This is a genomic window from Granulicella aggregans, from assembly GCF_025685565.1.
Lineage (GTDB): Bacteria > Acidobacteriota > Terriglobia > Terriglobales > Acidobacteriaceae > Edaphobacter > Edaphobacter aggregans_B.
In genome coordinates, this window is the sequence record NZ_JAGSYE010000001.1 from 1,249,024 (window position 1) to 1,272,996 (window position 23,973).

Below are 23,973 nucleotides of genomic sequence, written 5' to 3' on the forward strand. Positions count from 1 at the left end.
ATTTTGAGACTCACGCCGTAGCTTCAATGGGTTTGGTTAACTCCGCGCGAACCGGTGCTTCCCGTCCACCCTCGCTCAGCCAGAACGAAAGCCCAACCAGTAGAAATCCGCAGACGGAGAACTTGAGAGCTACCGGAGCACCCGAAGGAGAAAGGAATGCCTCGAGGATGCCGGCTATGGTGAGCATGGGAACCGTACCTGCGAGCAGGCGGATGGCCTCACCACCGGCCAGTGCCAGCGCATCCTTGCGCCGCAGCATTCCTGGAAACAGAAGGCCCGTCGCTAGCCTTAGCCCTGCTCCGCCAGCGATGAAGATGCTCGGCAGTTCCAGCGCGCCGTGCGCCGCGACGAAGCTCCAGATGTTCAGCGCCATATGGTGCTGACCGCAGGCTGTGCTGATGACACCCATCGATAGGCCGTTCTGAAAGAGCAGCCAGACCGTTCCCAGTCCCGCGAAGATGCCTGCCGCAAAGGTGGTGAAGCAGACGGAGATGTTATTGGTCATGATGGCGCTCGAGGCCTGCGGCTTGGCCGACAGAATTGAGTCCGTCCACATCTTGTGGTGCTCGATAGTGTCCACCATCTGCGGCCCGAGCATGGCGTGCATGAAGTTCGGCCGGACGACAGTGAGGATCGCTCCCAGCACGCCGCCCGCAAGGAAGATCAACAGTGCCACCGCCGTATAGGGCAAGAGCCGCCGAAAGAGCCGGGGATAATCGACCGCGAAGAACAGCCAGATCGCGCGGCCATTCAACCTTCGTCCGGAGTAGACAAAATTATGTGCCCGGCTCACCAGCTTGTTAAGGTACGCTTCGAGTGTGCGGGAGGCGTCGTCGGCGCGGGCAGCGGAGAGATCGGCCGCGGCCTGGCGGTAGAGCAGACCGAGGTCGCGTAGTTCGTCCCCGGACAGCATCTTCAGGCCGCCCGATTCGACCTGCTGCAGCAGCAGTTCCAGGCGGCTCCAGTTTTCCTTGCGCAGCGCAATCCAGCGGTTCGAGATCATAGGGGATGGACGTTTCGCGATGAGCCAATACGGCAGCTTTACCGATCAGCTTAACATCGAAACGCCGGAGCAGGTGGAGCTTCGGTTTCCTGTGGCCGGAATCGGCAGCCGCTTCCTCGCGATCCTGATCGACTCGATCATCCAATTTGTCGCGGTGATGGTTCTGTTCCTTTTGTTCTTTGTCGTCGTTACGGTCGCGACCAACGGCGGCCAGACGGCGGCACCGCAAGCGTCGAACGTGAACCCCGAGACCGCAGCCAAATGGTTCATCGCTGCCGTCATCCTCTTTTACTTTCTCCTGTATTGGGGCTACTTCTCGCTCTTCGAGGCTTTCTGGAATGGACAGACTCCGGGGAAGAAGCTGTTCAAGATCCGGGTCATCAAAGACACCGGCAGGCAGGTCACGCTCTTCGAGGCCCTCGCGCGGAACCTTCTCCGCGTCGTGGACTCTCAGCCGTTTTATCTTATTGGCGTGATCACGATGCTCTGCAACAAGCAGCAGAAGCGACTGGGGGACTTCGTCGCGGGTACGCTTGTCGTTCATGATCGCCTGGAGGACCAGCCGCTCCTTGCCCACAACAGCCGGACATTCACCGCGGCGCTTTACGCTCCTGCGCCGTTCCAGGAATTCCCGCAGCCCGAGCGTTCGGGCCAGATACCGCTTCCCGCCGATGCGGTTGCGCGCCTGCAGGTACAGGACCTCAACGTGATCGATGCCTTCCTCGCTCGCTCGCTTGATCTGGAGATCGCAACGCGCGAAGAGATGGCGGCAAAGATCGCGACCCGCATCGCGGCCAAGATGCAGATATCGATCCCCGCAGGCACAAATCCGGAACGTTTCCTCGAAGCGGTCGCCTTCGATATGCGAGCCGCTGCGCGAAGGTAGCCTCCCGAGCTCACTTGGCGAAGTGTTTCGCACAAGCGATGGAAGGATCGCGTCACGTCTGATCCCGATGGTTCAAGAACTCAACTTCCTGTGTAGCGTGTTGAAACTTGCTGCTCACGGAATGGACTTCCCTGGCCGATCTTACATAGAGATCAGTTTGTAGTGGGAGGGCGAGGAAATTTCAGTCCGATTAGCACATTTCAGCTACCCCAACGGTACGCCATGGACTGCCTAACCATAAGCCGACCAATGCCAGCTCGGCTATAGCTGAAAGGGTCTCGCTAGATCAGGCCGCCATAAACTTCGCAGCGCACCCTACAACAATTCCGAGAACCAAGGGTGGTACCAACAAATGTTGTAGAAGCCTATGTACGAAAACATACAGACGTAACTGGCTAGAAGGCATAGCGTGACGAACTAGGAAGCAAATGCAGAAGTCTCTATCTATAACGCGGAGTAAAGAGACATGATAGAACCCAGTAAGCCCACCCAGGTCGTCAACAGAGTCGTCCTCGGGACAGCATAGTGAGCAAAGCAGCGAAAAGTCCGGAGGTGAGCAGGTCACGCTGTCTGATGTGGATCGTCCTGTCGATGCTGGTTCCCATGGCGTCCTCTACAGCGCAAACGCAAGCACAAAGTACTCTTGCACAGGCATCCGAGACCTCGCCCCCGCTAAGTAGCGCCGGCCAGGTTCGCGCACTTGCAAGCGGCCACAAAGCGATTGGCGGGCGCGTTCACATCGTCGGCATCGTGACGGCGGTATCGGGATACCCCCGGTCGTTCTTCATTCAGGACTCCACCGCCGGGATCGATGTGGAGCAAAGTGACACTGAAGTACACGTAGGCGACAGGGTCGATCTCTCTGGATTCACTGGACCTGGCCACTTTGCTCCCATCGTTGTCGCAACCCGCGTTAAGGTGCTGGGAACCGGTCCGCTGCCGCCTGCCCGTCGCGTGGTTCATGCGGATCTCATGGGCGGCGAACAGGATAGCCAGAGGATTGAGGTCGAAGGAGTCGTCCGGGTCGTAAGCAGTCTGACCGTATACGGCAGGCCCGAACTTGTGCTCATCCTCGACATTGGCGGCGGCACGGTACGTGTTCTGCTCCTGGACAATGGAAAGGGTCTTTCCGGGAACCTGGTCGACGCAACCGTTCGGCTACAGGGCGTATGCATCAGCGACTTCAATGAGAGACGTCAGTTCGTCGGAGCCGGACTCCTCGTGCCGTCCTCGAACGACCTCAAGATTCTCCAACCAGCCGTGGCTGATCCTTTCTCGCTCCCGCTATCTTCCATCCGCAGTGTCCTCCAGTTCGGCAGGACCCGTCACAGAGTCAGGATCTCCGGCGTCGTCACCTATCAGGACTCTGGACACTTTCTCTATCTTCAGGAAGCTGGCGACGGTATTCGCGTTCAGACCTCTTCAACCCTCAAGATCATCCCCGGCCAGCGGGTGGAAGCGGTCGGTTTCCCGCTCATGGGAGACTACTCGCCTGTGCTCTCGGATGGGTACATCCGGGTCATTGGCGGCCAGCAACCAGTCACACCCGCCGCCATCGACGCTTCAAAGGTACTCGACCGTCCCGGTGAGTTTACTCACGTCGAGTTCGACCAGCAGCTCGTTCAACTGCAGGGAAAGGTCATCGAGAGCCGAATGCAGGTGGGCCAGCGAATCTGGACGATGGTCTCGAACGGCAGTGTCTTCGATGTACTCCTGCCCCGGACTCCCGGTCGTGCGGATTCAAAAGAAGATCTTCGTATCGGAAGCGTTCTTCTGGTGACGGGAATCTGCGCTGTCAACGTCGGATTCGACCGCAACCCAACCTCCTTCAGCATCCTTTTGCGATCACCGCGGGATATCGTGGTTCTCAAAACTGGCTCATGGTGGACTGCCGGCCACCTGCTTGTTCTCAGTGCCGCGCTCTTCTCGGCGATCGTCCTTGCCGCTATATGGGTATCGATGCTCCGGGTCCGGGTTCGTCAGCAGACTCGCATCATCGTTGAAAGCGAACAGAAGTTCCGCTTTCTCGCGACCCACGACGGGCTGACTCAACTCTTGAACCGAAACACCGTCATCGCCGAACTCGCCGCCATCGTCGAAGCCGCGAAGGACAGGTCTGCGGACTTCGGTGTCCTCATCGTCGATCTCGACCACTTCAAAAGTATCAACGATACCTACGGCCACCCTGCCGGAGATGTGGTTCTGCGGGAGTGCGCCGGGCGTCTTGCAGCGTCCATCCGGAAATCGGATGTCATCGGCAGGTACGGCGGCGAAGAGTTTCTGATCGTGCTCTCTGGTCTGAAAGGCACAACCTCTTCGGAGGCGTGCGAACGCGTCCTGCGAGCAGTCTCAGAGTCTCCTATCCTGCTCGCCGACCGCGAGATCACCGTTACGTGCAGCATTGGCGTTGCCATCTGGTCAGGCGGGCCGGTTACACCAGAACATCTCATCGCAGACGCGGACCAGGCCCTTTATCGCGCCAAGGCGAGGGGACGAAACCGGGTGGAGTATGGTGCCGAAGACCCATCTCACGTGTCGTTAGAGCTCAGCGCCTGAGGGATACGCGCGCATTTGGAATACCGATGCCGCAACCACTTGGCGGGGTGATCTAAAACGTGTAGCTTGCCTAGCAGGAGAATTTCTTTGGCCCCCTTTATTTCCAGAAGATCATTCGCGCGCCTGCTCAGCGCGGCCGCAGGAGCGTTGTCTCTACCCGCCGGAGCTGCGAAGCTCGATCCGAACGCCCAACATGCAGCGCTTGGCGCGGCCATGGGTGTGACGGAGAAGAAGTTCCCGGCCGGTTTTCTCTGGGGATCGGCGACGGCCTCCTACCAGGTGGAAGGTGGAGTGAACGAGGGCGGCCGCGGCAAGACGATCTGGGACACCTTCTCGCACACGCCGGGCAAGGTCGCTAACGGCGACACCGGCGACGTATCCACCGATAGCTACCATCGCTATAAAGAAGATGTAGCCCTTATGAAGTCTCTGGGCCTGCGCGGCTGCCGCTTCTCCGTCGCCTGGTCGAGGATCTTCCCCAGCGGCGTCGGTCAGCCCAATCAGGCAGGCGTCGACTACTACAACCGCGTCGTCGATGAACTGCTCGCCTCCGGAATTCAACCCTTCTGCACGCTCTTTCACTGGGATCTTCCGCAGGCGCTTGAAGACAAGGGCGGCTGGCAGAATCCCGACACCGCGAAGGCCTTCGCCGACTACGCAGGCTATATGGGCGGCAAGCTCTCCGACCGCGTGAAGAGCTTCATGACGATGAACGAGATTCGCAGCTTCACCGAGCTCGGCTATCAAAACGGCATGCACGCTCCCGGCCTCCGCGTAAGCGCACAGAAGTTTGCGCAGGTGAACCATATCGCCGTGCTTGGTCATGGTCTCTCCGTGCAGGCACTTCGCGCATCGACGAAGCCCGGAACGAAGATTGGCCTCGCCGACAACGCGCAGGCGACCTGCCCCGTGCTCGAAACGCCCGAGCACATCAAGGCAGCAGAGATCGGGATGCGCGAACAGAACGCGCAGTATCTGACCGTCATCATGGAGGGCAAGTACACGGACGCTTACCTGAAGCGCCTCGGTCCCGATGCCCCGAAGTTTACCGCGGAAGAGTTGAAGATCATCGGCAGCCCGCTGGACTTCGTCGGCCTCAACGTCTACCAGCCCACATGGGTGCGGGCGGATTCAACAAAAGAAGTTGGCTACTCGGTCGTCCGCGATCCGGCGTCGTATCCGCACATGCTCAGCCCGTGGCTCACCATCGGTCCGGAGGCGCTCTACTGGTCTCCCAAGCTGGTATCGAAGCTGTGGAAGCCAAAGGAACTCTACATCACGGAGAACGGCTGTTCTTCTTCCGACGTGCTCAACGACGAAGGCCACGTGCTGGACACCGACCGTGTGATGTATCTGCGCAACTACCTCACGCAACTCCATCGCGCCCTCTCGGAAGACGTGCCAGTGAAGGGCTACTTCCTCTGGAGCCTGCTCGACAACTTCGAATGGGCTGACGGGTATGGCAAGCGGTTCGGCATCACCTATGTCGACTTCAAGACGCAGAAGCGAACACCCAAGCTGAGCTCGGAGTTCTACAAGGCCACGATCGCGAAGAACGCCATCGCCTAGGCGCGCAACGTGCAACCGTAGCCGCGCTCAGCCAGCGCGGCTTACTGAGCGACCCGCCGGACTGCCTTGCGTCGCGAGGCTTTTCCCGCAGACTTCTGCGCCGCGATCTGCTCGGTGTAGGCCTTTAGAATCGACGCCAGCAGGCCAGGGAAGCGCTCATCGACCTCGCTGCAGCGGGACACGTTCTGCATCTCCACCCCATGCCGCTCGCTGCGGATCAGCCCTGCCTCTCGCAGCGCCTTGAAGTGTTGCGAGAGCGTTGACTTGGGGATCGAGCGGTCCCCTATGCTCGCAAAATTCGTGCAGTTCTGAGAGCAGTTCGACATGGCGATGTCGGTAAAGATCGCCACTCGAACCGGGTCGGACAGAACGTGGAGAATCCCCTCGACCGTAATGTCTTCAATCGATGGATGGAGCAGGGGCCTCATACATCAAATCCTACCCTGCTATATCGAATTGTTCAATAGTTCATTGTTGCGGAACTTATGAATCTTCTGTGGAGACTCTTCCATCTCATGGACAGCTACAGGTTGAGGCCAGCCGATCGGGCCGCCGGGCAAGAAGAGAGATCTACAGGAGATTGGAAATGAGCAAGCTTACAGGTAAGGTCGCCGTCGTCACCGGCGCATCGAAGGGTATTGGCGCTGCCATCGCGAAGTCGTATGCTGCCGAGGGTGCTTCGGTCGTCGTCAACTACGCATCGAGCAAGGCCGGCGCGGACGCGGTCGTTGCGGAGATCACCAAAGCTGGCGGCAAGGCGGTCGCTGTAGGCGGCGATGTTTCGAAGGCTGCTGAAGCTCAGGGAATTATCGATGCCGCCATCAAGGACTTCGGCAAGCTCGACATCCTCGTCAATAACTCCGGCGTCTATGGCTTCTCCACTATCGAAGAGGTCACCGAGGAGTCCTTCCACAAGCACTTCAACATCAACGTACTCGGCCTGCTCCTCACCACGCAGGCGGCGGCCAAGCACATCGGTGCGGGTGGAAGCATCATCAACATCGGCTCCATCATCAGCCGCCTCAACCCGGCCGGCACCGTGATCTACACGGCGACCAAGGGCGCGGTGGACTCGATCACTTCGGTGCTTGCGAAGGAGCTTGGCCCGCGTAAGATCCGCGTCAACTCCATCAACCCCGGCCTGGTCGAGACCGAAGGCACCCACGCTGCTGGCGTGATGAAGTCGGACTTCGAGACCGGTATGGTCGCACAGACCCCGCTTGGCCGCGTCGGAGCTCCAGACGATATCGCCAAAGTTGCTGTCTTCCTCGCGTCTGACGACTCCGGCTGGGTGACCGGCGAGTTGGTAGGTGTAGGCGGCGGTCTGTAAGCCGGAAACGCCTTGCCTGCCTCAAAGACGGCGCCCCGTTCCTTTGCGCCAAACTCGCGCGGGGACGGGGTGCCGTTCCTTTTTGCGGCCACAAATGTTTTTACCTAGGCGGGAACATTCCAGTGCAATCTGCGGTCTAAGCTAACAGAGCTTTACCCGGAGAAGACACTCTTGCGCGCATCCTTCGTTCTCCTCGCCTTCGCTGCCTCGGCCGTCGCACAAACGAACCCCCAAGCCCGCAAGCTCCTCCCAAAGTCCGAAGCTCGAACCGAAGCCCACAGCAACGAGCTTCCCATCACTCGGGTGGCGCTCTACAAGAACGGCGTTGGATTCTTCGAGCACGTCGGCCATGTCGCAGGCGATCAGTCGGTGACCATCGACTTCACCTCCGCTCAGTTGAATGATGTGCTGCAATCGCTGACCGCCATTGACCTGAACGGTGGCAGGATCTCAGGCGCCGGTTACAACTCTACGACTCCGCTTGACCAGCAGTTGAAGACGCTCCCACTGGCGTTGAATGGCGATCCCTCCGACGTTGACTTCTACAACGCCATCCGCGGCGCTCGTGTCTCGGTAACGGGAGCCGGCGCAGCCATTACGGGCCGTTTGCTCTCTATCGACCTCCGCGCTGCAAAGTCGAAGGACAGCGATGCCAGCTCTTCCGCCAACGATGACCGCCGCTTCGTCACCGTCATCTCCGAGAGCGGCCAGGTCCGCACCCTTGAGTTGACCCCGGCGGTCTCTGTCATGCTCCTCGATACTTCGCTGCACACCGATGTCACCCGTTACCTTGAACTCCTCGCCAGCACCCGGAACCAGGGCCTTCGCCATCTGACGCTGCTCGATCGCGGAACCGGCGCGCGCGAACTACGCGTCTCCTACATCTCGGAGGTGCCGGTCTGGAAGTCGACCTATCGCATTCTCTTCTCGCAGAACGCTACGGATGCGACGTTGCAGGGCTGGTCTGTTGTTGACAACACCACTGGCTCTGATTGGACCAACGTGCATCTTGATCTGATCGCTGGAGCGCCGCAGTCGTTTATCCAGCCGCTGTCTACGCCGTACTACACACGCAGGCCCGAGATTCCTCTGCCCGCGGAAGCGCAATTGAGCCCGCAGACGCATGAGTCGGGCGATATCACGCCACAGGATGTAGTTGCGCCAGCACCACCTCCGCCTCCGGGAAGCGCTAACGAGAGCGTCACAGTTAGTGCTCAGGCAGTGCAGGGGCGGAACTTCGATCGTCTCGACAAATTTGCAAGGATCTCGAAAGGCGTAGCCGGCTATGGCTATGCAAGCGGGGGCGGGGTTGGCTCCGCCGGTGTCATGGGCGGCGTTATGGGAGGCATCGGCACTCCCCCGGTACCTAACTACGAGCAAGCCGCCGCCGACTCCACCTCCCCGCAGACCACCACCTCCGCCTTCGACGACTTCTTCGAGTACTCCCTCACCGACCCCATCACCATCCGCAAGAACGAGTCCGCCCTCGTCCCCATCCTTCAGACCAAGCTTCCCGTCGAGCGCGTCACCCTGTGGTCTCCGTCCGAGCCCGTCGCGCTCCGTGCCCTCTGGCTCACCAACTCCTCCAATCTCACCCTCGACCGCGGAAGCTTCTCCATCGTCGAGAACGGCAGCTTCGGTGGCGAAGGCTTGCTTGACCCGATCCATCCCGGCGAGAAGCGCCTGCTCTCCTATGCCGCTGATCAGGCCGTGCGCGTCACCACGGACTACTCCCACAACACCCGTCGCGTCATCCATCTCACCATCAAGAACGGCATGCTCACCGAGTCCTCAACCGATGTCGCCGAGGTTGAATACCTCGTTCACAACGCCGCTCCCGATCCGCGCCTCGTGATCGTCGAGCAGCCCGTTCGCCAGGGCTGGACGCTTGACTCCGACCCCAAGCCTGCCGAGACCACGTCCACCGTCTACCGCTTCCGCGTCGCGACCAAGCCGCAGGAGACGGTGCGGCTGCACATCGGCGAACGCCACACCAACTACGAGTACATCCGCCTCGTCGACCGCTCCATCGAGCAGATTACCTTGCTCATCAAGAACGCCAAGGCCAGCCCTGCTGTCCTCGCCGCGCTGCAACCGGTCTTCGACATCCATAACAAGGTGGTTGGACTGGACGACCAGATTCGCGCCCGCGAGTCCGACGTGGCTGAGATCACGAAGGATCAGGACCGGCTCCGCGAGAACATGAAGGCGCTCAAGGGCAGCGCGGAGGAGCGCGATCTTCTCAAGCGTTACACCGGTGAACTCAACGCTCAGGAGGATAAGCTCGCCGCGCTGCGCAGCGAACTCGCATCGCTGCATACGCAAAGAAACGCCGCCGACGCGGAGTTCCAGGCCAAGCTCGGTGCAGTCGATATCGACGAGGCGATTTAGAGGCTGATCGCGCCCACTGCTGCGCGTTGTGTCCTGTTCTCTGTGCCCCATTCATCGCGCTTTTGTTTTATGCGATGAGTGGGTATTCGCGGGAGCGAACGGTCTTTGTTCATTGCGGAGTTACCCTGCCCTGGGGTAGATCCGTGGTGGTTCACCCTCTCATCGCGGTAAGACTGCGATGAATGGGGCACAGGGCGGTAGACATCGACGAGGCATTTTATTCTAGTTGATAGATGAGCTCTAACGGATAACGCTGCCCCGCCGCTAACTCTACGGTGATTGTTTCTCCGTTTCCAGTGGCTCCAACGACTGGGGTACCCTCTGGTACGCGAATCGTATGCGTACCCGCCCGCGTTGCGAAGAGTTCTGCATCGACGAGGCGGCCTTCCTTCCAGCGGAGCGACACCTCCACGCCACCTCGCGCCCTCAGGCCGCGCACGCTGCCATCCTTCCACGCAGCGGGCAGCGCAGGCAGCAGCGATATCTCTCCATCATGGGATTGCAGTAAGAGCTCCGCCATGCCTGCAGTCGCGCCGAAGTTGCCATCGATCTGGAAGATCGCTCCGCCCTCGGCAGGATGCGTATCGAAGAGGTTCGCCCCGGTGCTGTGCTCCATCAACAGCTTCAGCGACTCCCACGCCTTGTCGCCATCTTCGAGCCGCGCCCACAGGCAGATCGCCCACGCGCGGCTCCATCCTGTGTAGGCACCGCCGTGGTCGAGCCGCCTCTGTAAAGAAGCTCTTGCCGCAGTCGCAAGCCTTGGGTTGTTGCGCGGTGTGATCTCCGCTCCCGGATAGACCGGGTAGAGATGCGACATATGCCGCTGGTCCGGCTGGTCTTCTTCGAAGTCTACCGACCACTCCTGCAGTTGATTCCATCTGCCAATCTTGTACTCGGGCATACGCGCTTCGGCGGCGGCCAGCTTCTCGGGGAATGCTGTCTCCACGCCAAGTATCTTGCTGGCTTCGGTCACCGTTGCGAAGATCTGCTTGATCACCGCGAGGTCATAGGTACAGCCCGCGCTTACTTGCGCCGATTTTCCATCCGGCGCTCGAAACGTATTCTCTGTCGAGACCGAAGGGCACGTGATCAGGTGGCCCTGGCCATCTTCGATCAGCCAGTCGAGGCAGAACTCGGCCGACCCCTTCAGGATCGGATACGCGGCCGTGAGGAAGCCTCTATCGCCGGTGAAGAGATAGTGCTCCCAGATATGCGAACACAGCCACGGGCCGCTCATTGCGAAGTTCGCCCAGGTAGGGTCGGCAAAGTCCATACCCATGCCCACTGGTGCGGACTGCCTCCAGATATCGATGTTATGGTGCGAGACCCAACCCTTCGCGCCGTAGTTGATGCGTGCGGTCTCCGCGCCGTTCTTGCTCAGGTCGGCGATCATATCGAAGAGTGGCGAGCCAAGCTCGGTGAGGTTGCAGGTCTCGACGTGCCAGTAGTTCATCTGGATGTTGATGTTCGACGTCCAGTTCGAACTCCACGGCGGTCGCAGATCGGCGCACCATATTCCCTGAAGGTTCGCGGGCTGCGTTCCGGGGCGCGAGCTGGTTATCAGGAAGTATCGACCAAGGTTGAAGTAGAGTACGAGCAACGATGGATCGGGAGTCTTCGCGAAGCTGCTGACGCGCTTGTCCGTAGGCAGCGCGGGAGTATGGATCTCCTTGCCAAGATCAAGCGCGACCCTGCGATAGAACTTGCGGTGGTCCGCGATATTCTCCGCTAGCAGAGCGCTATAGCTCTTTGCCTTTGCTGCCGCGATGGGCTTCGCCGCTTTGGCGAGAACCTCCGCCAAAGGCATATCCGGCGAGACACCATAGCCTTTGTATCCAGTCGCCATCCCCACCAACAGGACGACAGAACTAGCGCCTTCGATGACAAGACTGCCATCGGGCTGCGACTTGATCGACCCGCCGACAGCCTTAGCATCGAGCGCGGCGGCGAAGCGCATGCCTTCGCCTTCCACCTCGCTGTAGCGAATCGGGTTCTTGCTGTCGAGATAGTTGGGGACAGACTCGCAAGGTGCCTTGCCGGTGAGATGGATCGCGTTCGGGCTGGGACACGTGCTTGTCGCTCGAAGCTGACTCTTCAGCCGAATCGTAGCGCCCAGTCCGCCCTTGCGGCTACACGTCAAACGGACGACCATCACCTGCGCCGGGGTGGATACAAAAGTCTCCCGGGTGAAATGCTCGCCATCGAGGTCATAACTTACGCTTGCGAGAGCGGTGTCAAGGTCAAGATCGCGCTTGTAGGCAGTCACGGTCTCGCCGTGATGCATCTCGATCTCGAGGTCTCCGATGGGCTCGTAGGACTGGTTGAAGGGCCCTTGCATCTTGCGGGCCTCGCGGTCTGCCGCGTGATAGTCCTTCTCCTCGAGCACCAGCGTGCGCACCTTCTGCAGGTGCTCTTTGGCGTTCGGATTGTTCCAGTCATCCGGCCAGTTGGAGACGCCGGGGCGGTCGCCACTGCCGGGCTTCTCGGTGTTCTCGAAGCCGCCCTTGTTGCGAGGGAAGCCCGACCACAACGTATCTTCGTTCAGCGCGATGCGCTCGACCTTGTGGTATTCATACACCATCCCGCCGATGCGTCCGTTCCCGACGGGAAGCGCATCAGCCCACTGCGCCGCGGGCTCCGTAAACCAGAGATAGTGGTTGGTGTCCGGCGGTGTCCCTTTCTTTTGCGCGAAACCCTTGACCTTGCCTGCGGCGAGAGCCGAGCCAGCGAGCGTGAGGAAGGTGCGGCGGGTAGATCTGAATTTCATCAAGTTCTCCAAAGTGGACTTATGCCATAGTGAGAGTCCGAAGCCCCAAATCGAAGCGACGGCAAAGTGGAATCAAGCTTCCTTCGGCCTCGGCGCGAAGAAGCCGTACAAGGACACGCCGGCGAACCCCGTGAGTGGCACCAGGTATCCGAGAGCGAGGCTGCCTGTCTGTCGCGCGATCGCGCCAAGGAAGAGTGGAAAGATAGCGCCGCCAACAATCGCCATCACCAGCAAGGAGCCTGCCAGCTTCGTGTTTACGCCAAGGCCCTTCAGTCCAAGCGCAAAGATCGTCGGAAACATGATGGACAGGAAGAAGCTTGCGATGACAATGGCATACGCTCCCAGCATCCCGGGACGAGTGACGGCCAGCCCCATCAAGACAACGTTGATGAGCGCATAAAGACCAAGAATACGGTTCGCGGGAAAGTACTTCATCAACGGAGTAGTAGCAAAGCGCCCAATCGACATGACGATCAAAGTTGCCGTCAGATAGTGTGCCGCGCTTCGCTCGGTCACCGGCGTGTATTGCTTCATGTACGGGATCAGGTTGCTCCACATGCAGATCTGCGCGCCGATGTTGAAGACATTCGCGACTACGGCAAACCATAGCTGCGGATAGTGCAGCAGTTCGACAAAGCTTCCTGTGTCTTCAGCGCCACTTCCCGGGCCCGCGTTCGGATCGCTCGATACAACCGGAAACTTCATTCGCGACAGGACCAGCGCGAACAGCAGCACTGCCGACCCAAGCGCAAGATACGTCGGCACGACACGCATAATCTCGCTGTGCAGATAGCCTGCATAGGTTCCCGCAGCCTTCATCTTCGCGACTTGCGCTGCCGTCAGCTCGACGCCAGAGAAGATGAACTGGCCACCGATGATGACGCCGAGAATCGTTCCCGGAGGATTGAACGACTGCGCGAAGTTCAACCGCCGCTCCGACGTCTGCGGCGGCCCGAACTGCGCCATGAAGGGATTCGCCGCAGTCTCCAGCACCGAAGCTCCACAGCCCACTGCGAACAGCGCGATCAGGAAAGGAATGTACTGTCCACTCACGGCTGCGGGCCAGAAAAGCACCATACCTGAGCCGAAGAGTAGGAGCCCCATCACCATGCCGGTCTTGTAGCCCCAATGGCGCATAATCAATGCCGCCGGAATCGCCATCACGAAGTAGCCGGTGAAGTTTGCCGTCGATACGAGCTGAGCTCCAAAAGGCGACAGCTCGAAAGACTTGCGAAACTGCTGCACCAGGATGTCGGTCAGGTTGTTCGACATACCCCATAGGAAGAACAAGACCGTAACAAGGACAAACAGAGCGATCTGCTCTGGAAAGACCGGGATGTCGCGTGTGTCCTGCCTTGATTGCTTCGAGGGTACGGCTGCCTGCATGTGTGTTCCTCTGACTTAAGACGAATCCAGCCTATGCTACGTCGCAGGTCCGCTTCGAAGCTACATCTCCACCATGATCTTGGTGAATCGCCCCGGCGACGCGGACCACTCCGCAAGATACCGCGCAGCCTCGTCGATAGGGATGATCGCGTTCACCGCGTCTTCGACCGGAAAGCTTCCGGCCTCAAGCATAGCGATCACCTCGCGAAAGTCTCCTGGCAGAGCATTGCGGCTACCCATGATGTCGAGCTCCTTCTGCACAAAGAGGCGCGTCTCATAGGCGACCGTCTCTTTCGCGTAGCCGATATAGACGACACGCCCCGTAAAGGCGACCTCGTCGACCGCAGCCCGGAAGGTCGCAGGCAGACCAATCGCTTCGATCATCACGTCGGGTCCGCGACCGTTCGTGATCTCCTGCAGGCGTGTATGCAGATCTTCTTTACTCGTGTTGATCGTATGTTTCGCTCCGGCGCGACGGGCAGTCGCCAGCTTCACATCGTCCATATCGATCGCGATCGTCTCCGCACCGCGAAACGCGGATGCTGCAATCGCTCCAAGGCCTACGCCGCCGCATCCGAAGACCCCGGCGATATCTTCGCCGGTCACTCGTCCGCGCGCCGCGGCATGAAATCCGACGGTGAGCGGCTCGACCAAACAGAGCTCTTTGATCGACAGCTTCGCCGGGTAAAGCTTCTCGCGCGGAACGCGGATGTACTCAGTCATTGCGCCATCGCGCTGCACGCCCATCGTCTCGTTGCGCTGGCACGCATTCATGCGACCGCGCAGGCACGCCGGACAGATGCAGCAGCTTGTATACGGAGACATCGTGACGGCAGTGCCGGCGGCAAGATCAACACCATTCTCAACGACTATCGCCGCGACCTCGTGCCCCAGGATGCGCGGAAACTGCACCATCGCATTGCGTCCGCGATAAGTGTTTAGGTCCGTCCCGCACATACCCACCATCTTGACCCGCAATAGTACGCCTTCGCCACTTGCTGCTTCGGGAACGTCGACGACTCCGGCACTCTCTGCCGCTTCAACCTGGAACGCCTTCATGGACGCATTGCTCCGCCGAACGAGATGCGGAACGCATAGGCAGGAGCATCCGCTGGCTTGGCTGGAAGCTGGATATGCAGCCCATCGGCCGCCTGCGTGAACTGCAGCGTCGCGTCCGATCCAAGCAGATGCACCGCTTCGATCTTCCGCATCTCCGGCCTGCCCGTGCTGCTCAGGGTCTTGATCACAGCCTCGTTGCCCGCCGGCCACGCCAGCTCAATGGCGAACAGGTCGCTACCTTTCGTAGTAAAGCGGAAGTCCTCTGCCGTGTAGTTCAACGTGTCGGTGTCGTGAAAGGCCCCTGGCTGCACCTTGGTCGGACCTTCTCCATACACGGTCCACGCCCGCGTCCCATAGATCGCATCCCCATTGACCTTCAACCACGCACCCACCCCAAGCAGCGTCTGCTGCACTTCATTGGGGATGGTGCCATCGGAACGCGGGCCAATGTTCATCAGCAGGTTTCCGTTCTTGCTCACAATGTCGACAAGCTGATGGACGATGAAGCCAGAGGTCTTGAACGTGTCGTTCTCAATGTATCCCCAGCTCTTGTTGCTCACCGACGTATCGGTCTGCCAGTAGCCTGGCCGGATCTCCGACAACTGGCCGCGTTCGATGTCGAGCACGCCCGAGTGCTCCTCCATCGCCTTGTACTTGAAGTTGATCAGCCCCTGCTGGCCGTGTTTCGCGCTCTCGTTGTAGTAGAAGGCCGCAAACTTCGCGAGGTAGGGCCGCACCGAAGCCTGCCCGATCCACCAGTCGTAGTACATGATGTCGGGATGGTACTTCTCGACGATCTCCGCTGACCGTGCCAGCCAGTCCTCGGCGTACTTCGGACTCACGTAGGTCCAGTCGTCAAAGAGGTCGTTGCCGCCGGGCTCGGTCGGGTCCTTCTTCTCCACCTGCGCCGGACCATAGAACATGGCGTACTTCGGGTCGTTCACGTCAGACGGCTGCGCTCGTCCGCCATCGAGGAACCAGTCATGCTCCACGCGATGTGACGACGCCCCCAGGTGCAGCCCCTCGGCACGCACAGCCGTCGCCAGGTCGCCCACCAGGTCACGCTTCGGTCCCATCTTCGCCGCTGTCCAGTCGGAGAGCCCGCTCGCGTACATGGTGAAACCATCGTGATGCTCGAAGACCGGAACGACGTACTTTGCTCCAGAGTCCTTGAACAGACGAGCCCACGCTTCTGGGTCGTACTTCTCCGCTTTGAACTTCGGGATGAAGTCCTTATAGCCAAACTCCGTCAGTGGCCCGTAGGTAGCCACGTGATGCTGGTTGATCTCGCTGCCCTTCCGGTACATCTCGCGCGGATACCACTCGCTGCCGAAGGCAGGCACGGAGTACACACCCCAGTGGATGAAGATGCCGAACTTGGCATCTTTGTACCACTCCGGCACCTCGAAGGCCGAAAGCGAGTTCCAGTCCGGCCTGAACTTGCCCTCGTGCCCTTCGCGCTCCACGTCCGCCAGCAGCCGGTTGCGCTCGCCATCGTACTTCGAGCTCGCCTTGATCCAGTCTTCTGCCAGAGCCTCGGGGCGTTCCGAGGCGGTCGGGGCCGTCGCCTGCGCTTGAAGCTGCGTCGCGCACGGCATCGCTGCGGCGAGCAGCAGAGAAAGGAGGGAGAGATTGCGGGCAGTCCGGGTGAGCTTCGTCATGGGGTCCCTTGGCGTTGGAGTTTGCCAGACCACTATAGAGACTTCAGTGCCGCTTTGTGAAGGAGAGGTCAGACCAATATGGCTTTCTCCAGCCTTGCCGGCAGACTCCGTCACCACGTACAGTTCCTACAAAGTAACAATGACGGTCAGGAGAGCTGCGTAATGATGTCGAGTGAAGGGGTGTTTCGGAGCCTCGGTGGGCTTGTTTCGGTTGCCGCCGCGCTGGTTTTGATTTCAACGGGCAGGCCGCTCCTGGCAGAGGTCAGGCTTCCGCACATCCTCTCCGACCACGGTGTTCTCCAGCGCGAAGCTCCCATTCACATCTGGGGTTGGTCGTCCCCAAATGAGAAGATCCAGGCCGAGTTCCACACCCAGAAGCGCAGCGCTTCCGCGAACAAGTTCGGCGAGTGGGAGCTCTGGCTCGCTCCGGAGTCCGCAGGTGGTCCGTTCACTCTCAGCGTCAAGGGCGAGAGCGGTGCTCCTATCGTCCACTCCGACATGCTCGTCGGAGATGTATGGTTCGCCTCCGGCCAGTCCAACATGGAGATGCCGCTGCGGGGCTTCGGTGCCGATACACCGGTGAAAGACGGCGACAAAGAGATCGCAGCCGCAACCAAGCCGCAGATTCGCCTCCTGCTCGTCGAGCACAAGACCGCCAGCTTCCCGCAGCAGGATTGGACCGGCACCTGGACGCTCTGCACTCCGGAGACCGCGAAGGACTTCTCCGCCGTTGCCTACTTCTTTGGCCGTGAGATTCAGCAGAAGGAACATGTCCCCATCGGCCTGATCGACTCCACCTGGGGTGGAACGCCGGTCGAGGCCTGGGCCAGCTTCGATGCGCTCGCCTCCGACGCCGCGCTGATGCCCGCCTTCGCCTCCTGGGCGAAGTTCGCCAACGGCCAGACCCGTCTGACTGCGATTGAGGCCGAAGAGAAGCGTGAAGATGACGCAGCCGAAGCCGCCCACCAGCCGAAGCCGAAGCACCCCTGGCACCCGTTCCCGCAGTCCTGGGAGCCCGCGCAGCTCTACAACGGCATGATCGCCCCGGCCACGCCGTACACCATCAAGGGGGTGATCTGGTACCAGGGTGAGACCAACAGCGACCCGGAGCGAGCGCCCCTCTACAGCAAGCTCTTTTCGACCATGATCCTTGATTGGCGTCACAAGTGGCAGCAGGGAGCCTTTCCTTTCCTTTACGTCCAGATATCCAGCTTCAACTCTCCAGGTGAGAGCTGGGGGCTGCTCCGCGATCAGCAGCGTCGGACGCTCGCCGTGGCGAACACCGCCATGGCCGTCTCGCTCGATGTGGGTCTGGCCGATAACGTTCATCCCCCCGACAAACAGATCGTAGGCAGCCGACTCGCGCTTGCGGCTGAAGCGCTCGCCTATGGCAAGTCGGTTGAATACTCCGGCCCGGTCTACCGTGCCCAGGCAATCGAGGGATCTAAGGCCAGAATCTATTTTGCCCATGCAGGCACTGGCCTCAGCGCGAAAGGCGGCAAGTTGGTAGGCTTCGAGATCGCCGGTAAAGACCACAAATTTGTTCCGGCGGATGCAGTCATCGAAGGCCAGAGCGTCCTCGTCTCGACCGATGCTGTCGCCGAGCCTGCATCCGTGCGTTACGCTTGGCAGGGCTTCACTTCCGCCAACCTCTACAACTCGGCGGGCCTTCCAGCCTCGACCTTTACCACGGAATCCAGCTACTAAATCAGGAACTCCCGTCCATTTTTCGGTTGTGCTTTAGGCGCAAACGGTGAGAATGTTCTAACGACCACGCTGCTCACTGCATGCTGAGCCAAGTCAGCCGTGCGATATTTTTTGGCGAGGCAGGAGGAGCAATCGTGAAGGCACGCGCCCGGATGCGGGATGTGGCGGAACTCGCCGGGGTCGGCACCATGACCGTCTCGCGAGTGATCAGCGGCAGCGTCCCTGTCTCCGAGGAGACCCGCGCGCGGGTTCTTGCGGCGATCGCCAACCTGGACTATCGGCCTAATGAGGTCGCCCGTTCGCTTCGGGAGGCGCGTACTCGCTCCATCGGCGTGATCGTTCCCAACTTCTACGACAGCTTCTTCGCCTGGTGCGCCCATGCGGTCAGCCAGGTCGCGCAGAAGCAGGGCTACTCGGTGATGGTGACAACCTCTTCGGAGGACGCTGCCGTAGAGTACCGCGAGGCCAGTCTAATGGTCCGCAGGAACATCGATGGCCTTGTTGTGATACCCGCATGGTTCGGCGTGAGCCAACTCTCGCGCCCGGAGTTCGCATCCGTGCCTATCGTCACGATTGACCGGCCGCTCGATCTGCAATCCAGGGATTCAGCATTTCGAGGCAGTGTGACGGTGGATAACGCAGAGGGGGCTCGACTCGGAGTCAAACATCTCATCGCCCATGGTCACCAGCGAATTCTCTTTCTCAGCCTCTCGAACGATCTCTTTACTTTGAAGGCCAGGCACGCCAGTTACGAGCGGAACATGCGCAGTGCAAGGCTGACCCCAGAGAGCTACTTCACCTGCACCACGCAGGAGTCAACGCTCAAGGTTCTCAGTAAAGCGATGGCGCATCCACGCCCGCCCACCGCCATCTTCAGTTCCAACAACCTCGTCACACAGCACACGCTGCATGCTCTCGACGCCCTGAAGCTCAACGTCCCGGGGGACGTCGCACTTGTTGGCTTCGATGATCTGAAGATGTTCGATATCTTTATCCCCCCCGTTACGGTCGTGCGGCAGCCGCTCGAAGGCCTGGGACGAAGCGCGGCCGAGATGTTGCTTGAACAGTTGCACGGCACTGCGCACCACCGGGAACCCGCCGCCGGAGCCTGCAACGTTGTGCTCCCGGTGGAACTGGTCGTCCGCCGCTCTTGCGGCTGTACGGGTTGAGCGCTCTACCGGCGCATCTTTATGCACTCAACCTGCATATCTCGCCCGTTCCCGGAATATACATCCATTTCCATCGGTAACGTCAGAGCTTGTGACCTTGCCGTGTAGCATGGAATTATCTGCAAGGAGCGAGGTGCTGTTCGTGATTGCATCCCAGTTAATTGGCCTGGAAGAGCGCTATGGAGCGCACAATTACCATCCCCTGGATGTCGTGATCGAGCGCGCGTCGGGCGCGTGGGTCTACGACGTCGCCGGACGTCAGTATCTAGACTTTCTGGCTGCCTACTCGGCGGTCAACCAGGGCCACTGCCATCCCGCAATCTACAAGGCGATGTGCGAACAGGCGCAGAAGGTCACACTCACCTCCCGCGCCTTCCGCAACGACCAGCTCCCGCTGCTCTACAAGGATCTGAACGAGCTGACAGGCTTCGACATGGCGCTGCCGATGAACTCTGGCGCTGAGGCCGTCGAGACCGCGCTGAAGGCTGCCCGCAAATGGGGCGAGATGGTAAAAGGCATCCCTGCCGGCCAGACCGAGATCCTCGTCGCCGAGAACAACTTCCACGGCCGCACCATCTCCATCGTCGGCTTCTCGTCGGACGAACAGTACCGCGAAGGCTTCGGCCCGTTCCCAGCAGGCTTCAGCCGTGTTCCCTTTGGCGACGCCGAGGCCTTGCGCGAACGCATCACGCCGCACACCTGCGCCTTCCTCGTCGAACCCATCCAGGGCGAAGCCGGCATCATCGTCCCGCCAGAAGGCTATCTGCGCGAGGTCGCGGCGATCTGTCGCGAGAACAATGTCCTTCTGCTCTGCGATGAGATTCAGTCCGGCCTCGGCCGCACGGGCAAGCTCTTCGCCTACATGCACGAGGGCATTCGCCCCGACGTTGTCATCATCGGCAAGGCGCTCTCCGGCGGCTTCTATCCCGTGTCCGCAGTGCTCGCCTCGAGGGAGGTCCTCGGCGTCTTTTCGCCGGGAGATCACGGCAGCACCTTCGGTGGCAATCCGCTCGCGTGCGCTGTAGCTCGTGCTGCGCTCCGCGTCATCGTGGAGGAGAATCTCTCGGAGCGATCAGCCGATCTCGGAGAGTACGCGCTCAACCGTCTGCAGCAGATGGACAGTCCGCACATCGCTTCCGTGCGTGGCCGCGGCCTCTGGATCGCAATCGAGTTGAACTCTGCCGCTCGGCCCTTCTGCGAGGCGCTCAAGGAGCTTGGCGTCCTCTGCAAGGAGACCCACGACACCGTGATCCGCCTTGCCCCGCCGCTCACCATCTCACGCGAAGATCTCGACTGGGGCCTCGAACGAATCGAGTCCGTCCTCAGTGCGACGGGTCACACGGTCAGCGCCGGGAGCCTAGCCGCTTCGGAATCTCTCATCTCAGCGCACGCCTGATGCTGCGCCGGACTTGCTCACCGCGAGGCCGGCGCAGAGTCACTCCGCTACGCAGACCTTCGTCCCTGTCATTCTCTGTTGCGTCAACCTCGGCATAACCAGCGAAAAGAATGCCTCCGGTTGCGCCTTCAGGCACGCCTGCGCATTGGGCGACCCCTCGCTGACATGCGTGTATCCCTTGGAGTCGACTTCGATGTGCTCAGGCGTTGTGGGACACGTCGCTGAGTCAATCGCGTAAGCCACTGCCACCGGATCGAACAACGTCGGCGCGGTGCGCTTCGTGACATGCGACCACTCCGCCGTCAACACCTCCATCGCGTCCGTCAGCGGCGTACTGATCGTAGCAAACTCCGCACTGCGCTGTGAGTCGAACGCGATCTGCGTGGAGTCAAGCGGCATCATGTAAATCGGCACGCCGGATTGAAAGAGCTTCTGCGCCGCCGGCGGATCCATCGCAATGTTGTACTCCGCCATAGGCTTGGTCGCGACGCCCGGAGCGTTGTCGGCATCGTAGCCTCGCAACACCGAGCCGCCCATCAGTACCACCCGCTTCAGCTTCCGGAACGCGGCAGGGTCGCGGTCGATCGCCGCGCCGATGTTTGTCAGCGGAGCGACGGCGATCAGCGTAATCTCGCCGGGATGCAGGCGAGCCTGATCCAGAATGAAGGCGACGGCATCGTCGCTACCGTGCGCCTTATGCCGAAGTCCAGCCTTCGCCCACGGCGCCTGCGAGAACTCCGCCGCATCTTTGCGATGCGTGGCGACCCCGGTAAGAACGGGGATATCACTCCGTCCCGTCTCGCACAGCACTCGGTCAATCATGCGAGAGCGCAGCGCGGTATCTCCCCACGCCGAGGTGATGCCAACAATCCTGAACTCCGGGCTCGACAGCGCGAGGCCCAGCGCAAAGACATCGTCGATATCGTCACCGATGTCGGTATCGAAGATCACCAACTCCGGCTTCGACGTCCGAAGGGCAGTGTTCGATGCGGTCTGCGAAACTCCATATGCTGGGAGCGCGAGCGCCGTCAAACATGCGATAGAGAGCCGCCACGAGGAATTGAAATTCATTCGCATCATTGTCCTTCCACTTGGCTTGAGTACCGCAAGGGTGCGCTTTCGATGTAAGAGGAATCCCCCCTTTGTGTCAACCGGCCAGCGCCGGTAGGTCCATAAAGTTCTCTATACTCGAAGTGTTCAGGAGTCTGTGTGATCGCGAATTCGGACGGTTGGAGATCGAAGGCACCAGACACGCCGACTCTGAAGCGTCTGATCAAGGTTGGGCTCACCCTTCTTGTCCTCTCAGCGTCTGCCTCTATTCTCAACTCGCACAGCGTGCATATGGGCGGAGTCTCAGTCGTCTGGCTCTCAAACGGCTTTCTCATCGGGGTCCTGCTATGCGCTCCAAGAAAACACTGGGTCAGCTATCTGGCCCTTGGGTACTTTGTCGATTTTGGTGTGAATGTAGGCTTCGCTAACCCTGTTGCGACGTCAGCCTATCTCTCCTTCTGCAACATGGTGGAGATATCCGTGGCGAGTTTCCTTACAGCTGGCGCGATCTCCGAACAACCCGAACTCACGGAATTACGTCAGCTGCGAAGCTTCCTGCTCTACGCCGTGCTCCTCGCGCCGCTGCTTGCATCGTCCATGGCCATCCTGGAGTGGCAGACGTTGGGGTCTTCCGGCTTCTTCCACTCTCTCCAGATCTGGTTCGCCGCGGATGTCCTTGGCATCGCGACCGTGACCCCGCTTTACATCTCGTTTCACCACCGCAGGCGCTTTTCCAACCTGCCCACTCTACAGACCTTGGGGCTCTTTGTCGCGCTGGTCACGGTATCGCTCTTCGTCTTCGACTTCGCCAAAGTCCCGCTCGTTTGGCTGGTACTGCTGATGCTGATCCTGATCGGAAGCTGCGTCGGGTTCACCGGCTCAGCGCTCGGTCTGCTCCTGGTACTGTTCATTGGCGGCATCACGACCGTCTACGGCCAGGGTCCGCTCAACTTTGCCCTAACGGGTCCGCTCTCAACGAAGATCTTCATGTTCCAGATCTTCATCTTCGTCTCGATGCTCGCGCTCTACCTCACTGAAGTTGCCATGGCGAGGAGCGCCCGCACCCGGCTTCGTCTCGAAGCCAGCGAAACGCGCTTCCGCCTTCTCGCCGAGGCCTCCCGCGATGTCATCGTCCTGTCCGGCCTGGATGGCGAACGGAAGTACGTCTCGCCCGCTGCGACGGAACTCCTTGGATGGTCCCAGGAAGACATGCTCAAGGGGGATTACCTGGACATCATCTACCCCGAGGACATTCCCAGGTTTCTGGCCATGCTCGCCGACTGCAGAGATGGCAGAGAGACCTCCGCTCTCTCCTACCGCTGTCGCAGACAGGATTCCACGTACCTCTGGCTGGAGGCCAACGTTCGCCTCTTCCGCGATAGTCTCACTAGCGAGCCAGCGGGCTTTGTCTATGTGTTGCGGGATATCTCCGAGCGCAAGGTGGCCGAGAGCAAGCTGCAGGATGCCTTCAACACGGTCGAACAGCTCGCTCTGGTCGATGGCCTTACGGGCGTCGCCAACCGCCGCCTGCTTGACGAGACGTTGAGCAGAGAGTGGGCGCGCGCTGTCCGCGATGGCACCCTCTTGTCTGTCCTTCTGATTGACGTTGACTACTTCAAGTCCTACAACGACCTTTATGGTCATCTCGCCGGCGATACCTGCCTAAAAGCGCTTGCCAACGCAATTCAGATCGTTCTTCGCCGTCCCCCGGATCTGCTGGCGCGCTACGGTGGTGAAGAGTTTGTCGTGGTCCTGCCGAATACCCCTCATGCCGGCGCCGAGGCCATGAGCGAGCGTGTCCTGCAGGCGGTCGAGCAGTGCTGCATCCAGCACGCCGGAAGTCCTTACGGCAACGTGTCCGTCAGCGTCGGCTGCGCCACTGGCTTCGCCTCGCTTGACTCTGATCCCAATGAGCTTCTGAAAGCAGCGGACGTCGCGCTCTACCGCGCCAAGGCCGCCGGTCGCAACCGCGTCGATGTCGCCACCACCGAACTGCTCGTCAACTAGCCCGCAAACAAAAAACCGATGGGTGGGCTGCGAAAC

General features: G+C 60.2%; 16 protein-coding genes. 9 read left to right on the forward strand and 7 right to left on the reverse strand.

Features of this window, described 5'->3' with window-relative positions; genetic code table 11:
- Positions 1–10: 10 nt before the first annotated feature.
- The gene (locus tag OHL18_RS04995; protein WP_263373723.1) at positions 11–1,003 is read right to left on the reverse strand and encodes a stage II sporulation protein M; all 993 of its coding nucleotides are present in this window, start codon (positions 1,001–1,003) and stop codon (positions 11–13) included.
- Between the two features lie 19 nt (positions 1,004–1,022).
- Here OHL18_RS04995 and OHL18_RS05000 point away from each other — a divergent pair, with 19 nt between their 5' ends.
- The 3 genes from OHL18_RS05000 to OHL18_RS05010 all read left to right on the forward strand — a co-directional run bounded on the left by OHL18_RS05000 (position 1,023) and on the right by OHL18_RS05010 (position 6,014).
- Positions 1,023–1,889 carry an RDD family protein gene (locus tag OHL18_RS05000; RefSeq protein WP_263373724.1) on the forward strand — a complete coding sequence of 289 codons (867 nt, stop codon included), beginning with the start codon at positions 1,023–1,025 and terminating at the stop codon, positions 1,887–1,889.
- A gap of 573 nt (positions 1,890–2,462) precedes the next feature.
- Entirely contained in the window at positions 2,463–4,445 is a 1,983-nt protein-coding gene (locus tag OHL18_RS05005) for a diguanylate cyclase (protein ID WP_263373725.1), read from the forward strand.
- Between the two features lie 87 nt (positions 4,446–4,532).
- Entirely contained in the window at positions 4,533–6,014 is a 1,482-nt protein-coding gene (locus OHL18_RS05010) for a GH1 family beta-glucosidase (protein ID WP_263373726.1), read from the forward strand.
- Between the two features lie 41 nt (positions 6,015–6,055).
- Here OHL18_RS05010 and OHL18_RS05015 read toward each other — a convergent pair whose 3' ends face one another.
- Positions 6,056–6,442, reverse strand: coding sequence for an ArsR/SmtB family transcription factor (locus OHL18_RS05015; protein WP_263373727.1), 387 nt, complete (start codon positions 6,440–6,442; stop codon positions 6,056–6,058).
- A 158-nt stretch (positions 6,443–6,600) separates the two neighbouring features.
- Here OHL18_RS05015 and OHL18_RS05020 point away from each other — a divergent pair, with 158 nt between their 5' ends.
- The gene (locus OHL18_RS05020; protein ID WP_263373728.1) at positions 6,601–7,344 is read left to right on the forward strand and encodes a glucose 1-dehydrogenase; all 744 of its coding nucleotides are present in this window, start codon (positions 6,601–6,603) and stop codon (positions 7,342–7,344) included.
- Positions 7,345–7,515: 171 nt separating this feature from the next.
- Positions 7,516–9,735: a DUF4139 domain-containing protein gene (locus tag OHL18_RS05025; RefSeq protein ID WP_263373729.1), complete on the forward strand. Its 2,220-nt coding sequence runs from the start codon at positions 7,516–7,518 to the stop codon at positions 9,733–9,735.
- 217 nt (positions 9,736–9,952) lie between these two features.
- Here OHL18_RS05025 and OHL18_RS05030 read toward each other — a convergent pair whose 3' ends face one another.
- From OHL18_RS05030 to OHL18_RS05045, 4 genes are all read right to left on the reverse strand, one after another.
- Positions 9,953–12,502: a glycoside hydrolase family 95 protein gene (locus tag OHL18_RS05030; protein WP_263373730.1), complete on the reverse strand. Its 2,550-nt coding sequence runs from the start codon at positions 12,500–12,502 to the stop codon at positions 9,953–9,955.
- A gap of 72 nt (positions 12,503–12,574) precedes the next feature.
- Positions 12,575–13,888 carry an L-fucose:H+ symporter permease gene (fucP, locus tag OHL18_RS05035; protein WP_263373731.1) on the reverse strand — a complete coding sequence of 438 codons (1,314 nt, stop codon included), beginning with the start codon at positions 13,886–13,888 and terminating at the stop codon, positions 12,575–12,577.
- 60 nt (positions 13,889–13,948) lie between these two features.
- Positions 13,949–14,947, reverse strand: coding sequence for a zinc-binding alcohol dehydrogenase family protein (locus tag OHL18_RS05040; protein WP_263373732.1), 999 nt, complete (start codon positions 14,945–14,947; stop codon positions 13,949–13,951).
- Positions 14,944–16,608 carry an alpha-L-fucosidase gene (locus tag OHL18_RS05045; protein ID WP_263373733.1) on the reverse strand — a complete coding sequence of 555 codons (1,665 nt, stop codon included), beginning with the start codon at positions 16,606–16,608 and terminating at the stop codon, positions 14,944–14,946. Before OHL18_RS05045 ends, OHL18_RS05040 begins: the two co-directional genes overlap by 4 nt.
- A gap of 162 nt (positions 16,609–16,770) precedes the next feature.
- Between OHL18_RS05045 and OHL18_RS05050 the strand changes: the two genes are divergently transcribed.
- The 3 genes from OHL18_RS05050 to rocD all read left to right on the forward strand — a co-directional run bounded on the left by OHL18_RS05050 (position 16,771) and on the right by rocD (position 20,880).
- A complete protein-coding gene (locus tag OHL18_RS05050) occupies positions 16,771–18,315 on the forward strand; it encodes a sialate O-acetylesterase (RefSeq protein ID WP_263373734.1) in 1,545 nt (514 codons plus the stop codon).
- A 134-nt stretch (positions 18,316–18,449) separates the two neighbouring features.
- Positions 18,450–19,484, forward strand: a complete 1,035-nt coding sequence (locus OHL18_RS05055; RefSeq protein WP_263373735.1) for a LacI family DNA-binding transcriptional regulator — start codon at positions 18,450–18,452, stop codon at positions 19,482–19,484.
- Positions 19,485–19,617: 133 nt separating this feature from the next.
- Entirely contained in the window at positions 19,618–20,880 is a 1,263-nt protein-coding gene (gene rocD / locus OHL18_RS05060; RefSeq protein WP_317890462.1) for an ornithine--oxo-acid transaminase, read from the forward strand.
- Between the two features lie 39 nt (positions 20,881–20,919).
- Here rocD and OHL18_RS05065 read toward each other — a convergent pair whose 3' ends face one another.
- Positions 20,920–21,951: a nucleoside hydrolase gene (locus OHL18_RS05065; RefSeq protein WP_263373736.1), complete on the reverse strand. Its 1,032-nt coding sequence runs from the start codon at positions 21,949–21,951 to the stop codon at positions 20,920–20,922.
- Between the two features lie 138 nt (positions 21,952–22,089).
- Between OHL18_RS05065 and OHL18_RS05070 the strand changes: the two genes are divergently transcribed.
- The gene (locus OHL18_RS05070; protein WP_263373737.1) at positions 22,090–23,937 is read left to right on the forward strand and encodes a GGDEF domain-containing protein; all 1,848 of its coding nucleotides are present in this window, start codon (positions 22,090–22,092) and stop codon (positions 23,935–23,937) included.
- The last annotated feature ends 36 nt before the right edge of the window (positions 23,938–23,973 follow it).

Excerpts from the sequence above, each read along its gene's own strand:
- OHL18_RS05000 (WP_263373724.1), top strand. The coding sequence starts at position 1,023 with ATGAGCCAATACGGCAGCTTTACCGATCAGCTTAACATCGAAACGCCG.
- OHL18_RS05045 (WP_263373733.1), bottom strand. The coding sequence starts at position 16,608 with ATGACGAAGCTCACCCGGACTGCCCGCAATCTCTCCCTCCTTTCTCTG.
- OHL18_RS05040 (WP_263373732.1), bottom strand. The coding sequence starts at position 14,947 with ATGAAGGCGTTCCAGGTTGAAGCGGCAGAGAGTGCCGGAGTCGTCGAC.
- OHL18_RS05050 (WP_263373734.1), top strand. The coding sequence starts at position 16,771 with ATGATGTCGAGTGAAGGGGTGTTTCGGAGCCTCGGTGGGCTTGTTTCG.
- fucP (WP_263373731.1), bottom strand. The coding sequence starts at position 13,888 with ATGCAGGCAGCCGTACCCTCGAAGCAATCAAGGCAGGACACACGCGAC.
- OHL18_RS05065 (WP_263373736.1), bottom strand. The coding sequence starts at position 21,951 with ATGAATTTCAATTCCTCGTGGCGGCTCTCTATCGCATGTTTGACGGCG.
- OHL18_RS05005 (WP_263373725.1), top strand. The coding sequence starts at position 2,463 with ATGTGGATCGTCCTGTCGATGCTGGTTCCCATGGCGTCCTCTACAGCG.
- OHL18_RS05020 (WP_263373728.1), top strand. The coding sequence starts at position 6,601 with ATGAGCAAGCTTACAGGTAAGGTCGCCGTCGTCACCGGCGCATCGAAG.
- OHL18_RS05015 (WP_263373727.1), bottom strand. The coding sequence starts at position 6,442 with ATGAGGCCCCTGCTCCATCCATCGATTGAAGACATTACGGTCGAGGGG.
- OHL18_RS05030 (WP_263373730.1), bottom strand. The coding sequence starts at position 12,502 with ATGAAATTCAGATCTACCCGCCGCACCTTCCTCACGCTCGCTGGCTCG.
- OHL18_RS04995 (WP_263373723.1), bottom strand. The coding sequence starts at position 1,003 with ATGATCTCGAACCGCTGGATTGCGCTGCGCAAGGAAAACTGGAGCCGC.